At 66.9% G+C, this 14384-nt stretch carries 13 protein-coding genes; 3 read left to right on the forward strand and 10 right to left on the reverse strand.

Features of this window, described 5'->3' with window-relative positions; genetic code table 11:
- Positions 1–181: 181 nt before the first annotated feature.
- The 10 genes from nagA to U1E69_RS07550 all read right to left on the reverse strand — a co-directional run bounded on the left by nagA (position 182) and on the right by U1E69_RS07550 (position 11340).
- The gene (gene nagA / locus U1E69_RS07505; RefSeq protein ID WP_322243734.1) at positions 182–1336 is read right to left on the reverse strand and encodes an N-acetylglucosamine-6-phosphate deacetylase; all 1155 of its coding nucleotides are present in this window, start codon (positions 1334–1336) and stop codon (positions 182–184) included.
- Positions 1333–2592 carry a class II D-tagatose-bisphosphate aldolase non-catalytic subunit gene (locus U1E69_RS07510; RefSeq protein WP_322243735.1) on the reverse strand — a complete coding sequence of 420 codons (1260 nt, stop codon included), beginning with the start codon at positions 2590–2592 and terminating at the stop codon, positions 1333–1335. The genes nagA and U1E69_RS07510 overlap by 4 nt, the downstream gene beginning before the upstream one ends.
- Positions 2585–3490: an ROK family protein gene (locus tag U1E69_RS07515; protein ID WP_322243736.1), complete on the reverse strand. Its 906-nt coding sequence runs from the start codon at positions 3488–3490 to the stop codon at positions 2585–2587. Before U1E69_RS07515 ends, U1E69_RS07510 begins: the two co-directional genes overlap by 8 nt.
- Entirely contained in the window at positions 3487–4545 is a 1059-nt protein-coding gene (locus U1E69_RS07520) for an SIS domain-containing protein (RefSeq protein ID WP_322243737.1), read from the reverse strand. Before U1E69_RS07520 ends, U1E69_RS07515 begins: the two co-directional genes overlap by 4 nt.
- 207 nt (positions 4546–4752) lie before the next feature.
- Positions 4753–5760, reverse strand: a complete 1008-nt coding sequence (locus tag U1E69_RS07525; protein ID WP_322243738.1) for an SIS domain-containing protein — start codon at positions 5758–5760, stop codon at positions 4753–4755.
- A 250-nt stretch (positions 5761–6010) separates the two neighbouring features.
- The gene (locus tag U1E69_RS07530) at positions 6011–7153 is read right to left on the reverse strand and encodes a Gfo/Idh/MocA family oxidoreductase (RefSeq protein WP_322243739.1); all 1143 of its coding nucleotides are present in this window, start codon (positions 7151–7153) and stop codon (positions 6011–6013) included.
- Between the two features lie 14 nt (positions 7154–7167).
- Positions 7168–8265, reverse strand: coding sequence for a sn-glycerol-3-phosphate ABC transporter ATP-binding protein UgpC (locus U1E69_RS07535; protein WP_322243740.1), 1098 nt, complete (start codon positions 8263–8265; stop codon positions 7168–7170).
- Positions 8266–8323: 58 nt separating this feature from the next.
- On the reverse strand, positions 8324–9532 hold the full coding sequence (locus U1E69_RS07540) for a sugar ABC transporter substrate-binding protein (RefSeq protein ID WP_322243741.1): 1209 nt from the start codon (positions 9530–9532) through the stop codon (positions 8324–8326).
- A gap of 37 nt (positions 9533–9569) precedes the next feature.
- Positions 9570–10412, reverse strand: coding sequence for a carbohydrate ABC transporter permease (locus U1E69_RS07545; protein ID WP_322243742.1), 843 nt, complete (start codon positions 10410–10412; stop codon positions 9570–9572).
- Position 10413: 1 nt separating this feature from the next.
- On the reverse strand, positions 10414–11340 hold the full coding sequence (locus tag U1E69_RS07550; protein ID WP_322243743.1) for a sugar ABC transporter permease: 927 nt from the start codon (positions 11338–11340) through the stop codon (positions 10414–10416).
- A gap of 245 nt (positions 11341–11585) precedes the next feature.
- On the opposite strand from U1E69_RS07550, the gene U1E69_RS07555 reads away from it, so the two are divergent.
- From U1E69_RS07555 to U1E69_RS07565, 3 genes are all read left to right on the forward strand, one after another.
- Positions 11586–12347, forward strand: coding sequence for a GntR family transcriptional regulator (locus tag U1E69_RS07555; RefSeq protein ID WP_322243744.1), 762 nt, complete (start codon positions 11586–11588; stop codon positions 12345–12347).
- Complete coding sequence (locus U1E69_RS07560; RefSeq protein ID WP_322243745.1) at positions 12344–14179, forward strand: beta-N-acetylhexosaminidase; 1836 nt, start codon at positions 12344–12346, stop codon at positions 14177–14179. The genes U1E69_RS07555 and U1E69_RS07560 overlap by 4 nt, the downstream gene beginning before the upstream one ends.
- 61 nt (positions 14180–14240) lie before the next feature.
- Positions 14241–14384, forward strand: a 144-nt coding sequence (locus tag U1E69_RS07565) for a transposase (protein WP_322243749.1), incomplete at its 3' end; no start/stop codon positions are given.

Raw genomic sequence — 14384 nt, forward strand, 5'->3', positions numbered from 1 at the left:
TCGAGCGCTGACGCGCGCGGCTTTTGTCTCGTCGTCGGGGCTTTGCCCTCCTCCTTGGTTGTTGGGGGCGCTTCGCCCCCCAAACCCCCAGAGGATATTTGTTCCAGTATGAAAAGAGCCGGTCTGGGGGCGGCGTAGGGAGCCTCCGGCGGGGATATTCGGGCAAAGATGAAAGGTGGGGTCAGGCGGGTTGGGCCTGCAGGAGGTCGGCGACCGTGGCCGTAACGGTCCAGTCCTGCGCCAGAAGCAGAAGGTCGGCGAGGTCGCGGTGTTCGGGCGTGGCGAGGTCGGGGCGGTCAAGCAGGCGGGCGGGGGCGGCAACGGCCATGTCGAGGGCGGTTTCCGGGCTAGTGCCGACGACGGTGATGAGGCGGCGCAGGCCCTCGGCCATCGTGACATGCGCGCCCGCAAGCGAGCCTTCGGCGTTCACCAGACGCCCGTCACGCAGCCAGATGTCCTGGCCGTAGAGGCGGAAGTGGTCTGAGCCGCCGACGGTGCACATCGCGTCGGAGACGAGGAACATCCGGCCCGGGACAGGTCTTGCGCGGATGGCGAGGCCGACCATTTCGTCGGCGACATGGATGCCGTCGCAGATGATGCCGGCATAGGCGGTGGAGTTGATGCAGGCGCCGGTCACGCCGGGGGCGCGGTTCAGCATCGGCGACATGGCGTTGAAGAGATGGGTGAACGCGGTGGCTCCGGCGTCGAGAAGGGCGCGGGTTGCCTCGGCGGTGGCGTCGGAATGGCCGATGGAGACTGTTGCCCCGGTCCCGACGAGGCGGGCAACATCCTGCGGCGTGGTGCTTTCGGGGGCGACGGTGATCTTGACGAAAATCCCGGCGGCGCGGAGGCGTTGGACATGGGCGAGGGTGCTGGCGTCGAAGGGGCGGATGTAGTCGGCGGCATGGGTGCCACGGCGGGGGATCGAAAGGTGTGGGCCCTCGATGTGCAGGCCAAGGAGGCTGCGGTCGGGCTGCGGTTCGGCATGGGCGGCGAGGGTGGCGTCGACAGCGCGGGAAAGGACTTCGGGGGCGTCGGTGATCACGGTGGGCAGGATGCCGACGGTGCCGAAACGCCGGTGGGCGGCGGCCATGCGGTGCAGCGCCTGCGGTGACTGGTCGTTGTTCAAAAGCGCATCGCCGCCGCCGTTGACCTGGAGGTCGAGGAAGCCGGGGGTGAGGGTGCCCTTCAGGCGGCGGGTGGGGGCGTCCTTGGGTGGGGCGTCGGCGAGGATGAGGCTGCGGTTGCCCGCGATGCCCAGGGCTGCGCCTTTTCGCAGGCTGTGGCCGTCGAAGATCGCGTCGGGAATCAGCCAGAGGTCGGGTTTCGCGGTCATGGCCTTGGTCCCGTGAAGAAATAGGGGCGCAGCGCGGTTTGCACCCGGGCGAGCGCCAGCGCGCGGGGCAGGGGATGGCGGCTTTCGCGGGCGATTGCAATCTCGGACGCGGCAAAATGGGCGGAAAGAAGCGGGTCGGGGAGCCGTTTGTCGGCGAGGTCGGCGATGAGGCGCTGCACGGCGTCGTGCGCGTCGGGCTGCGGCCAGTAGTAGCGGATGCGGTCGGCGAGGCCGAAGTGGCGCTGCAGGCGCTGGTCGGACCCGTGGATATGGGCCTGCCAGTGGGCGGGGTTTGCCAGCATCACCGCCTCCATCGTGTCGGGGAGGCTTGGGCCGGTCACCCAGCCATTTTGGGCGCGGATGGTGTCGAGGGCGTAGAGCGCCTCGCGCCAGGCGAAGGTGAGGGCGGGGCCGACCTTCTGGAAGGCAAAGCCAAGCTGCGCGAGGCGGGGGTAGGCCTTGGGGTGCTGGTAGTCGGTGGAGTGGGCCTCAAGGCAGAGGTTTGGCCAGTCGATCAGCGCGTCGAGGAGGTGGGGGTCGCGTTGGAGGGGGAGGTGGTGGACCTCCATCGGCGAGAACTCGACGCCCGGTTGGACGACGAGGCCGCCGATCAGGTCGAGGGGGATCTGGGCGGCGGTGAAGGCGTCGCGGTGGGCGGCGAGGGTGGCCTTGGCGGCTTCCGGCGTGGTGGGCGGGATGTCGCCGTGGTCGTCGGTGCGGGCACCGCCGGGGGGCGGGACCTCGGTGCCGATGACGAAGAGGAGCTGGCCGGGGTCGGAGGCGTGTTTCAGCGCGGTGGCGGCGAGCGCGGCGGAGCGGGTGGCGGTGATTTCGTCGGGAAGCTGGGCGGGTTCACCGGCGCAGCCTTCGGAGCAGTCGAGGTGGATCTTAGTGAAGCCCGCGGCGGCGTAGTCGGCGATCATGCGGTGGGCTTTTTGCATGGCTTCGTCGGCGGGGAGCTTGCGCCAGGCCTGGGGACCAAGGTGGTCACCGCCGAAGAGGATGCGTTCATGTGTTACATGAGATTTTTCTGCTATATCTCTGACGAATTGGATGAAATCGGCAGGTCGCAGGCCGGTATAGCCGCCGTCCTGGTTGACCTGGTTCGAGGTCGCCTCGACCAAGATGGGCTGGTCGAGAGTTTCAGCCAGGGTGAGCGAGGCCTCCAGCGCGTCGGGGTGGGCGGTGCACACCGAGGGGATGGCGATGGCCTCCCCGGCGCGGTTGCGGGCGATGATGTCGCGGAGGTCAGGCATGAGTGGCCTCGTTCAGGGCGTGGAGGGCGGCACCGCGCGCGCCGCTGGCATCGCCGCCTTCGGCCAGGCGGAGGACGGGGATCGGGAAGCCGTTCAGGGTGGCCTTCTGGAGGCGTTGGGTGAGGTCGTCGGTCAAGCCGGGGGCGCGGGAGAGGCCGCCGCCGATCACGATGACCTGGGGGTCGATAGTCAGGCCGAGGGTGATCAGGAACTCGGTCGCGAGGTCGAGCCAGATGTCCCAGGCCTTGGCGAAGTGCGGGTTCGTAGCGCGGTCGGCGACGATTGTTTCGGGGCTGTGCTGCGTGCCGGTCAGGTGGGCGGCGATGCGGGACAGGCCGGGGGCGGAGAGGTAGGTCTCGACGCATCCCTGGCGGCCGCAGCCGCAGGTGAGGATGGGAAGGCCGTGGGAGACAATGGGGGCGGCGGCGAGGGGGAAGTGGCCGAATTCGCCGCCGGTCTGGGCTGGGGAGTGGAGGAGTTTGCCGCCAGTGACGACGCCGCCCGCGACTCCGGTACCAAGGATCAGGCCGACGGCGGGGTCGGCACCTTTGGCGGCTCCAAGGGTCGCTTCGGACAGGGTAAGGGCGCGGCAGTCGTTGATCCAGGCGATAGGGCGGCCTGCGGCGGTGGCGATGTCGGCGGGGAAGGGTTTGCCGGTGGCGGGGAGGTTCGAGGTGAGGGCGAGGCCGGAGGCGGGGTTGATGAGGCCCGCAGCGGAGATGCCGATGGGGAAGTTCCCTTGGGTTTCGCACCAGCGGATGGCGGCGGCCATGGCGGTGACGAGGGCGGGGTAATCCTTGGGCGTGGGCCAGCGGTGGCGGTTGGCAAGCGACCAGTCGGCGGCGAAGACCTGCGCCTCGATCTTGGTGCCGCCGAGGTCGATGCCGGCTGCTATCATGGGTGCACCGGGTGGAGTTTCACGCCCGAGACGACGCGGGTCAAGGTGCCCTGGCCGGCGAAGGGGTCGTCGACGTTGAGGCCCAAAGCGTCGGACCAATGGACCGCGAGGAGTTGGGCGAGGGCGACGTAGAGGGGGGCGGACCAGAGGTCGGTGTAGGGCAGCAGGATCTCAGGGGCAGAAATGATGCTGTGCGGGAATTGGGTGTGCAGTTCGGCGAGGAGGTCGTCGTCGTAGGCGCGGGTGTGGGGATCGAGCGAGCGGAAGAGCCAGAGATCGGTCCCGGGGGTGGTGAAGCTTTTGGGGCCGTGGCGGAAGCCGAGGGTCGAGTCCCAGAGGGCGGGAATCTGGCCAGCGGCAAGCTCCATGACCTTGAGGGCGGCCTCACGGGCGGCGAAGGCGAGGGGGCCGGAGCCGATGAAGACGGCGCGTTGGGGGCGGCGGGCGGTTGCGGCCTGGGCGGTGAAATGGGGCAAGAGGGTTTGCAGGGTGTCGGCGAGGGTTGCGAAGCGCTGGGCGGTCAGTGCGGCCGGGAGAGTGGTGTCGAAGAGTGCTGCGGCGGTGAGCAGCATGGTGGAGAAGCTGGAGGTCATCGCGAAGCCCTGGTCGTGGGTGGCTTCGGGCAGTGTGATGACTTTTGCTCCTGCCCTTGTCGCCAGGGCTGAGGTCGCGTTGCAGGTGATGTTGAGGCGGGGCCAGTCTGGAGCGAGGGCGTCGAGGGCGTCGAGGAGGCCGATGGATTCGGTCGAGTTGCCGGAGCGGCCGAAGCTGACGATCAGTTTCGGCGCGCCCTTGAGGTAGGCGTGGGGGCGGGCAACGATGTCGGTGGTAGGGACGGAGTGGAAGCGGGGGCCGGGTTGACCTTCAAGGCCTGCGGCGAGGATGTCGCCGATATAGGCGGAGGTGCCTGCGCCGCAGAACCAGACGTCGTCGGTGCCGGTGGCGGCGATCCATTGGCGGAGGACGGCCACGGGCAGCCGCGCGCCCCAGTCGCGCCAGATGTCGGGCTGGGCGAGGATTTCGCGGAAGGTGGCGTGGCGGGTCAGGTAGGTCATGCTCATGCTTCTATGGATCGGGCTTCTATGGATCGGGCGCTGCGACGGACGGTCGACGGTCGGGTTGGCTGGTTGCGGCGGTGATGAAAATGAGCGCCTGCGGCGCAAGCCTTTTGTCTCGCCTCTGCGCGCGAAGGGCGCGCAACCGGCTCGGGCGTGCCTCTGGCGGGGATATTTGAACCAATGTGAATGGCCGGGCGCTGCGGATCATCGGGTCTGCGTCACCTTGGAGAGGGTGGCGGGGCGATCGGGGTCGTGCCCGAGGGCGAGGGCGGTTTGCAGGGTGAGGGGGTAGGTGAGGATGAGGAGTGCCGCGGCGGCGGCGGCGGGGGTGAGGTTGGTGGCTCCGGCGTCGGACGGGCGGAGGCGGAAGGTGGTTCCTCCGGCGGCGCGGAAACGTTGTTCGGCGGTGTCGAGGCTGGGTTGCACGTCGGGCTGTTCGGTGTCGAGGATCAGGATCAGGAGCGGGTTGGTGACCAGTTGCAGGGGGCCGTGGAGGACCTCGGAGGAGGAATAGGCCTCGGCGTGGAGGGCGCAGCATTCCTTGAGTTTGAGGGCCAGTTCCTGGGCGGCACCGAAGCCCGTGTCGCGGCCGATGACATAGACGTGCGAGGCGCGGAGGAGTGCGGCGAGGAGGGCCTTCTGCTGGGGCAGGGCCTTGCCTTGAAGGGCGGCGATGGTGTGGGCGTCGACCTTGGCGCGGGGGGCGTAGGCGGGGGCGAGGGCCGATAGGAGGGCCATGCCTGCGGCGATGGCACCGACGACGGATTTGGTGGCGGGGACGGCAAGCTCGGGACCCGCGGCGATTGTCAGGGTCGTGTGGGCCTCGGCTTCGACGGGGCTGTTTGGGGCGTTGGTCAGGGCGAGGACGGTGGCTTTGGCCTGACGCGCGCCACGGGCGGAGCGGACGAGGTCGTCGGAGGCACCGGACTGGGAGACGACGAGGACGGCAGAGTCGTCAAGGCGGACGCCATGGCCGAGGGAGAAGATCGAGGGGGGGAGCGAGGTCACGGGGAGGCTAGTCTCGCGCATCAGTTCATAGGACAGAATGTTGGCGGCGGCGTCGGAGGAGCCGCGGGCGACGGTGTAGATCGCGCGGAGGTGGGTGAGGTCGGGAAGGGTGACGGGTTGCGCGATGGCGGCGGCGAAGACCTGGGGGGCCTCGGCGATTTCGCGCTGCATGTGCTGGCCTGCGGTGGGGGAGAGGTCGGTCATTTGCGTCGTCCAGTGGCCCCCCACCCCCGGCCCCTTCCCACGGAGCGGGAGGGGAGGCGCGTGGGGCTGGCGGTGCGCGGTCGGGGTGTGGCGGCGCGGGTGGGGAGTGCCCAGCCGCCGGCGGGGATATTTTGGCCAGTATGAAAGGGTGTCTTGGCGCAAGGGACGCGTGAAATCGGGGCTGCAGCACTGGGAGCGGCGTCTCGGCCTCTGGCGGGGATGTTTTGGCCAGTATGAAAGGTGGGGAGGGTCATTGGCGGAGGCCGTGTGTGTCGAGTTGGCTCCAGGTGTCGGTGAGGTCGACGACCTGGCCGGTAGTGCGGGCCTGGTCGAGGGCGATGGCGGCGATGCCGGCTTCCATCGCGTCGAGGATCGAGACGGGCAGGCTGTCCGACTGGCCGCGCATGTAGGCGGTCATGTCGCGGCACATGAGCGTGTCGGCACCGTAGTGCGCGCCCTTCATCGCGGCGCCCTGGGTGTAGTCGTGGTCTGCAAGGCGGCGGCCATCGCGTGCGGTGATCTTCAGGAAGCCGCGCACGAAGTCGCCTTCGGCCATGCCGTGGGTGCCGATCACGCAGAAGCGGCGGTGTTCGTCGGGGACGTTCAGGTTGGTGTGGAAGGCGAGGCTCGCGCCGGTTTCGTACTGCAGGATCGCGGTCTGGTAGTCGATGATGTCGCCGTCGGAGTTGAAGGGATCGTCGGTGGCTTCCCAGACGGATTTCTTGACGTGGAAGATCTCGGCTTCGGCGTTTGACGTTGGCGCATTGGCGGGGACGAAGGATTTCCTGCCGCCGAAACTGGCGACGCGTTGGGGGCGTGAGCCGGTGACCATGTTGTAGATGTCGAGGTCGTGGCAGCATTTTTCCAGCATGAAGCCACCCGCAAGGTCGGTGCGGCGGCGCCAGTCGCGCATGAAGAAGGCGCCGTGGTAGGGGCCGATGTGTTCGTTGGCCTCAAGGCTGGTGACGTCGCCGAGCCAGCCTTGCGACATGGCGGAACGGAGGTCTACCATGTGCTGCGAATAGCGCAGGACGAGGCCGACCATCGCGCGGTTCACCCCGCCGTGTTTCGCCAGCAGGCGGGCGAGTTCGAGGGTTTCGTCAATCGAGACGACGACGGGTTTTTCGGTGAAGACCTGAACCCCGGCCTCCAGCCCGAGGCGGATCTGGTCGAGATGGAAGACGTTGGGGGAGAAGACGCAGTAGAGGTCGGGTCTGGCGTCCGAGAGCATCGCCTCGACCGAGGGGTAGCGGGGGGTGTCGGTGCCGATCATCTCAAGGTGGGTCGGCTGGGGGTCGTAGTAGCCGACGATCTGGGCTTCGGGCATTTCCTCTTTGAGCGTGGTCAAGACGTGACCAGCCCGCAGGCCGATGCCTGAGGTTACGATGCGCATAACGGTCTCCTTCTTCAGGCGGCGAGGGCTGGCGCCTGCCGCCGCCGCATCACGCGGCCTTGGGTGTCGAAAACATGGGCGTCGGCGGGGGCGAAGGTCAGGCCGACCTCTTCGCCTTCGTGGACGGTGGTGTCGCCGGAGAGGGCGGCGCAGAGCTTCAAGCCGTCGGCCATCTGGCCATAGGCGATGGCGGTGCCGCCGAGGCGTTCGAGGACTCGCAGGCGCATGGTCACGCCGGTGCCAAGCTGCAGGCTTTCGGGGCGGATGCCGACCTCGACCTGGTCGCCGGTTTTGGCGGTGGCGGTGTCAACGGGCAGGGTCATGCGGGTACCGCCGTGAAGCTCGACCGTCAGACCCTCAGTTCCGGTGCCGATCACGGTGGCGGGCAGGAGGTTCATGTTGGGCTGGCCGATGAAGGTGGCGACGAAGCGGGTCGCGGGGTGGTGGTACAGCTCCATGGGCGTGCCGAACTGCTCGATGCGTCCCTTGTTCAGGACGACGATGCGGTGGGCCATCGTCATGGCTTCCACCTGGTCGTGGGTGACGTAGACCATCGTGGCGTCAAGGTCGCGTTGCAGGGCGCTGAGTTCGACGCGCATCTCACCGCGCAGGGCGGCGTCGAGGTTCGACAATGGTTCATCGAAGAGGAAGACCTTGGGGTTGCGCACGATGCTGCGCCCGATGGCGACGCGCTGGCGCTGGCCGCCGGAGAGTTGGCCGGGTTTTAGTGGGAGTTTTTCGGTCAGCTGCAGGATCTCGGCGGCGCGACCGACTTTCTGGCGAACTTCGGGTTCCGGCAAGCGGGCGACGCGCAGGGGGAAGGCGATGTTTTCGAAGACCGAGAGGTGGGGGTAAAGGGCGTAACTCTGGAAGACCATCGCGATGCCACGGTCGACCGGGGCGGCCGCAGAGACATCGACGCCGTCGATCACGATGCGGCCGGAGGTCGAGGCCTCCAACCCCGCGATGATGCGCAGGAGGGTGGACTTGCCGCAGCCGGAGGGACCGACAAAGACGACGAACTCACGATCACGGATCGCAAGGTCGATGCCGTGCAGCACCTGGGCCGTGCCGAAGGATTTCGTGATGCTTTGCAGGTCAAGCGTGGCCATGCGGGCAGTCCTTTGCGGGGAAGGGAGGGGGCGCGAGGAACCCGCGCCCCCGATTGGATCAGCGAACGGCGGCCAGTTCGACGCCGGCCTGGGTCACGAGTTCATCCACGGTGCCTTCTTCCAGCATGATCCCCTGGATCATGTTGGTGAAGACGGCCTGCAGCGCCTTGAAGTCTTCGACCATCGGCTCTGGCCCACCGGTCGAGATGCCGGCGACGAAGATCGGCCAGTTGCCCTTGGTGTAGTAGACGTCGGTCTTGCCCATCTTTTCATAGTCGAGGATCGGGGTCAGGCCCCAGCTCGAGTCGAGGTCATACTGCGCATCGCCCGAAGTCAGCGCCTTGGCCAGCTTGATCGCCATTTCCTCATTCCCGGTGCCCTTGAAGACGGCCAGCGAGTCGGTGATCAGGATGGTGCCCGAGGGACCAGACGGACCAGCCGGGATCGGTGCGACGATCTGGGTCGGGACCTGCTCTGCGTGCTGGCCTTCGCCCCAGGGACCCGAGACATACATCGCGATCTGGCCGTCGTTGAAGAGGTCGCGCATCTGGTCGCGTTCCCATTCGGTCGGGCCGGATTGCATGTAGGGCAGAAGGTCCGCGTAAAGCTGCAGCGTCTCGCGCGTTTGCGGGCTGTCCAGCGCCGGGGTGCCGTCGTCGTTGTAGACCTTGCCGCCGTTCGAATAGAGGAAGTCGAGGAACATGTGCATCGTGTTGTCGAAGTCCTTGCCGGCGATGCCGATGCCTGCGGCGTCGGTGTTGTCGGTCACGGTCTTCGCCAGCGTCACAAGATCAGCCCAGGTGGCAGGGGCCTTGCACTCGGCCCCGGCAGCCGTGACCACGGCGCAGTTGATGTAGAGGGCCTTGGTCGAGAAGGCGTGTGGGATGCCCCAGTACTGGCCGCCGTTGGTCACGGTTTTCAGGACGCCGGGCTGATAGGCGGCCTCTTCCTCGGGCGTGAAGGTGACGGGGACGATCAGGTCGTTGTTGGCCAGCTGGCGCAGCGTGCGGCTGCCCATGTAGGCCACGTCCGGCGGGTCACCGGCGGCGGCAAGCTGCATCGACTTGTCCTGGCAGGTGCCCCATTCCACCGCTTCCATCTTGACGGTGACACCGGGATTGTCGGCCTGGAACTTGTCGATCACGACCTGGTCGGCCGGGCGCACTTCGCCGCCGCACATGATGAAGTGCAGCTCTTGCGCCTGGGCCGAAAGGGCCGTGCCGGCCATCAGGCCCGCGGCGACCGTAAGGGTCTTGAAGTGGGTCATGCGTAGTCTCCCTTGGTTGGACGTCTGTTGTGGTTGGTCATTCTTTCACCGCGCCTGCGGTCAGACCCGCGACGAGGTATTTCTGCAGGAAAAGGAACACGATCATCACCGGGGTGATGCCGGTCAGGGCGGCGGCCATCATCTCGTTCCAGGTGACGTCCTGGTAGCCGATGAATTCGTAAAGGCCGGCGGGCAGTGGCTGGATCTCGCGGACGTTGTTGAAGGTGATGGCAAACAGGAACTGCTGGGCGTAGGCGCCGATGAAGACCGCGGTGCCGACGACGATCAGGCCGGGGGCCGCCAGGGGCAGGACCACACGGCGCAGCGTGTAAAGGCGCGAGGCGCCGTCGACATAGGCGGCTTCCTCCAATTCGCGCGGGATCTTTTCGAGGTAGGAGCGGAGGAGCCAGATGCCCGTCGGGATCAGGAAGGCCACGCCGGGGATGATCATCGCCCAGTAGGTGTTCAGCATCGAAAGCGTGCGGAGGACCCGGTAGAGCGGGATCAGAAGGACCGCGCCGGTGAACATGTTGACGGCCAGGAACCCGCCCAGCGACAGGGATTTGAACGGGAACTCCAGCCGGGCATAGGCGTAGGCGGCGGGGATGACGACGATCATCGTGATCAGCGTGACCGACGATGCCACGAAGATCGAGTTGAAGATGTAGCGCCCCAGAAGCGGCACCGTGACCCACATGTCGCGGTAGGCCTGCAGGCTGAAATCCTCGGACCACCAGGTGAAGTCGGCGGTCATCAGGTGGCTCATGGGCCGGAGGCTGACTCGGATCATCTCGATGAAGGGCATCAGGATGAAGAGAAGGAAGAAGAAGGTGGCGATGTAGACGCCGATCTTCTGGAGGAGCGTCAGACGGTCGATCATCTCATTTCGCCCCGTAATGCCGGTTCACGCGGTTCAGGAACCACAGGTAGAAAAGCGAGAAGGCGGCGAGCAGGACCACGATCACGACGGCCCGCGCCGCACCCTCGCCGAAGCGCTGGGAGGAGATGGCGACCTTGTAGGTGTCGATGATGAGGGTCGTCGTGGCCCCGCGCGGGCCGCCTTCGGTAAGGATCCAGATGATCTCGAAGCTGTTGAAGGTCCAGATCGCGGAGAGGAGCGCCATCGAAACGATCACCGGCATGATCTGCGGAATGGTGATCCGACGGAAACGATACCAGCGGCTCGCGCCGTCGACCCAGGCGGCTTCATACAGGTCTTTCGACACGCCCTGCATCGCGGCCAGGAAGAACAGCGTCACCATCGGGGTGCCGACCCAGACGTCGGTGACAATGGCGGAGTAGAAGGCCGAGGTCTTGGTGGCAAGAAGCGCCACGCGGTCCTCGACCAGGCCGAACTCCTGCAACAGCCCCGAAATCAGGCCGAAATAGCCGTTGTACATCCACTTCCAGCCGATGACGCCGATGGCGACCGGGATGACCCAGGGCGGCATGACGAGGACGCGGAAGAGCGCCTTGCCGGGGATCGCGGCGTTCAGAAGGCTGGCGCCGATCAGGCCGACGATCAGCTTCAGGCTGACGGCCAGCGCCATCCAGTAGAAGGTGCGGCCCACGGTCTGCCAGAACTTCGGGTCGGCAAAGAGGGCAGCGTAATTGGCGATGCCGACGAAGTTCTCGCCGCCCAGGGTGGCGTCGGTGAACGAGAGGCGGATCGTCTCGGCCAGGGGCCAGACGACGATGACCAGGATGAACAGCAGGGCGGGAGAGATCAGCAGCCAGGCGAAGGCGCGTTCGCTAAGCTCGCGCCGCTGCATCCGGTCTGGTGCTGCCCCTTCGGCGACAAGCGTCATGCGGTTCCCCCAAATCGGTTGGCGTTCGGACCTTGGGCCGCCCTGGCAGGGGCGGTGCGGCTCGAATCATGTCGTTGGGGTGACGATACCAAAAAACAGACGCAACGCTACCAGCATAATACCAAACGCACAGAAAAACCGGACCATCTGCGGATTCCTCTTGTTTTCGTGCGGGTTCTTGGTCAATTCTGCGCCGAGTGAAGGGACTTGGTCCCATCAGAATAATACCAATTCGGGGGCTTCCAATGGAAGACGATCAGGCGCTGTACCGCCCCGACGCCTGGTTCCGCGCCGCGCGCGGGCCCAGGTATGAACAGCTGTATCGCCACCTCTCGGCAGCGATTGCCGCCGGGGAACTGCCGCCCGAGACGCAACTTCCGCCCGAACGGGAGCTTGCGCTGATCGCCGATGTCAGCCGCGTCACGGTGCGCAAGGCGGTCAGCCAGCTGGTCGCGGACGGTGTGCTGGAGCAGCGGCGAGGCGCGGGGACCTTCGTCAAGCCCGCACGGTCGAAGATCGAACAGTCTCTGTCCGCGCTTCTGTCCTTCACCGACTACATGCGCCAGCGCGGCAAGACCTCGTCCAGCCGCATCCTGCGTCGGGGGCTGTTCCTGCCGACACCGGACGAGACGATGTCGCTGGGCCTGTCGGCAGGCGAACGGGTTGCGCGGGTGGAACGGCTGCGCTTTGCCGATGACACGCCTTTGGCGCTGGAGTGGTCGTCCTTGCCCACCGACGTGCTGCCCGACCCAGACGCGGTCGAAACCTCGCTTTACGACGTGCTGCGGTCCTTGGGAAAGGCGCCGACGCGGGCGGTGCAGCGGATCACGGCGGTCAACCTGACGGCGGCCGACGCCAAGCTGCTTTTGCTGCCCGAAGGGGCTGCGGTCCTGCGGATCGACCGGACGGCCTACCTGCCCACGGGCCGCCCGATCGAGTTCACCCGCGGGCTTTACCGCAGTGATATCTATGATTTCATTGCCGAACTGAGGCTGGACGCTCCATGACCCTGACCTTTGCCACACGGATCGACGGCAACCAGATCCGTTGCTTGATCGGAACGGATCGTCCTTTGGCCGCGCCGATCCTCTGCTTTTCGCTGATGGCCGCGCCGAAGGTGATTTCGGGTGGGACGATGGTGCGCCGCGTGGCGGGCTATGCCGAGGTGGCGCTACCGGACCTTGCTGCCGGCGCAGAGCACGAGGTGGTGCTGGAGCACGCGGTGAAGGAATTCGGGCCGCGCAACCGGGCCTGGCTTCCTTTGGGGGCCTATCTGCGGATCGGGAAGGACTGCCTGCCCCTGCCGCCCGGGAACGACCTTGGGTTGCGGAAGGGGGACGGTCCGCCGGCCCCTGCGTTGGACCACGGATGCCTGCCGCTCGTGCCCCAGCCGACTGACTGGACACCATCGGGCGGGGTGGTGGCGCTGATGGCAGTGGCCCCGGTTCGGGGGCTGGAGGGGGTGGCGGACCTTGCGACACGGCTTGGCCTTGCCGCCTTTGTCACTTCGGACGGTCTTCCGCTTGACGTCACGGAAGATGCCACCCTGGGGCCCGAAGGCTATCGGCTGACCATCGCCTCGACTGGCCTGGCGGTCGCGGTAGGGGGGGCTGCGGGCCTGCATTACGCGGGGATCACTCTGCTCACCCTGCGTGAAACCCTGGGCGGCGCGCTTCCCTGCGGCACGATCACCGACCAGCCCCGCTTTGGCTGGCGCGGCCAACACCTTGATTGTGCGCGGCATTTCTTTGGGGTCGACTTCATCCTGCGGCTTCTGGACCTGATGGCGCTTTTGAAGCTGAACCGGTTCCACTGGCATTTCGCCGATGATGAGGCCTTCCGGCTGGAGGTCGACACCCAGCCACTTCTCTGGCAGCGCACGGCCTTCCGGGGCGAGGGGGAACTGGTGCCGGGCGTCTTTGGCGGCGGCATCCGGGCGGGGGGCAGCTACTCCAAGGCGGATGTGGCGCGGATTGTCGCCCATGCCAAGGCGCTGCAGATCGAGGTCCTGCCAGAGATCGAGGTCCCGGCCCATTCTCACGCGATGGTCAAGGCCGTGCCCGGCCTGCGCGACCCCGGCGACAATGGCGAAGAGGTCTCGGTTCAGGGGTATCTCGACAACATCGTGAACCCGGCGGTGCCCGCGACCTGGGACCTGCTCCTGCCTTTGGCGAAGGAGGTCGCAAGCCTTTTCCCGCTGGGCATCCTGCACCTTGGCGCGGACGAGGCACCGCATGGGGCCTGGGGCGGCTCGCCCGCCGTGGCGGCGTTGAAGGCGCGCGAGGGGCTTCAGACCTCGGACGACGTGCAGGGTTGGATGCTGGCGAAGCTGGCCTCGGGGCTGGGCGCTGTGGGCGTGCGCGTCGCGGCCTGGGAGGAGGCGGCGAAGGGCTGTCAGGGCGGGGTTGGAAACGGCGCGCTTCTCTTCAGCTGGACCGGCCAGGGTCCGGGGATCGAGGCCGCGCGGCGCGGGCATGACGTGGTGATGTGCCCCGCGCAGCACGCCTATTTCGATCTCGCGCACAGTGACGATCCCGACGACTGGGGCGCGGCCTGGGCGGGCTTCGTGCCGCTGGCAAAGACCGTGGCCTGGGACCCGGTGCCGACGGGGGCCGAAGACATCACGCCCCGCATCGCGGGCGTCGAGGCCTGTTTCTGGGGCGAGTTCACGACCGATGACCGGCAGGCCGAGGGCATGATCGCCCCGCGCATCCTGGGGATCGCAACCAAGGGGTGGGAGCCTGCAGGCCGCACCGATGGCGCGGGATTGCGGGCGCTTGCGGGCGTCTATGGACCGCTCTTCGACAGAATCGGCTGGCGGCGGCATCGCGGGGCCTAGGGTCAGGACCCATTGATCTTGCGCTGGCAGCGTGATTCAGCCTCCGCAAGGAGACTGAACGATGAGCAACCTTTTCTGGCTGACGGAGGCACAGATGGCGCGGCTGCGGCCCTTCTTTCCCAAGAGCCATGGTAAGCCGCGCGTCGATGATCGTCGCGTTCTGAGTGGCATTATCTTCATCAATCGCAATGGCTTGCGCTGGTCC

The organism is Tabrizicola sp., from assembly GCF_034366665.1.
In the GTDB taxonomy this organism is placed as follows: domain Bacteria; phylum Pseudomonadota; class Alphaproteobacteria; order Rhodobacterales; family Rhodobacteraceae; genus Tabrizicola.

Excerpts from the sequence above, each read along its gene's own strand:
- nagA (WP_322243734.1), bottom strand. The coding sequence starts at position 1,336 with ATGACCGCGAAACCCGACCTCTGGCTGATTCCCGACGCGATCTTCGAC.
- U1E69_RS07510 (WP_322243735.1), bottom strand. The coding sequence starts at position 2,592 with ATGCCTGACCTCCGCGACATCATCGCCCGCAACCGCGCCGGGGAGGCC.
- U1E69_RS07515 (WP_322243736.1), bottom strand. The coding sequence starts at position 3,490 with ATGATAGCAGCCGGCATCGACCTCGGCGGCACCAAGATCGAGGCGCAG.
- U1E69_RS07520 (WP_322243737.1), bottom strand. The coding sequence starts at position 4,545 with ATGACCTACCTGACCCGCCACGCCACCTTCCGCGAAATCCTCGCCCAG.
- U1E69_RS07525 (WP_322243738.1), bottom strand. The coding sequence starts at position 5,760 with ATGACCGACCTCTCCCCCACCGCAGGCCAGCACATGCAGCGCGAAATC.
- U1E69_RS07530 (WP_322243739.1), bottom strand. The coding sequence starts at position 7,153 with ATGCGCATCGTAACCTCAGGCATCGGCCTGCGGGCTGGTCACGTCTTG.
- U1E69_RS07535 (WP_322243740.1), bottom strand. The coding sequence starts at position 8,265 with ATGGCCACGCTTGACCTGCAAAGCATCACGAAATCCTTCGGCACGGCC.
- U1E69_RS07540 (WP_322243741.1), bottom strand. The coding sequence starts at position 9,532 with ATGACCCACTTCAAGACCCTTACGGTCGCCGCGGGCCTGATGGCCGGC.
- U1E69_RS07545 (WP_322243742.1), bottom strand. The coding sequence starts at position 10,412 with ATGATCGACCGTCTGACGCTCCTCCAGAAGATCGGCGTCTACATCGCC.
- U1E69_RS07550 (WP_322243743.1), bottom strand. The coding sequence starts at position 11,340 with ATGACGCTTGTCGCCGAAGGGGCAGCACCAGACCGGATGCAGCGGCGC.
- U1E69_RS07555 (WP_322243744.1), top strand. The coding sequence starts at position 11,586 with ATGGAAGACGATCAGGCGCTGTACCGCCCCGACGCCTGGTTCCGCGCC.
- U1E69_RS07560 (WP_322243745.1), top strand. The coding sequence starts at position 12,344 with ATGACCCTGACCTTTGCCACACGGATCGACGGCAACCAGATCCGTTGC.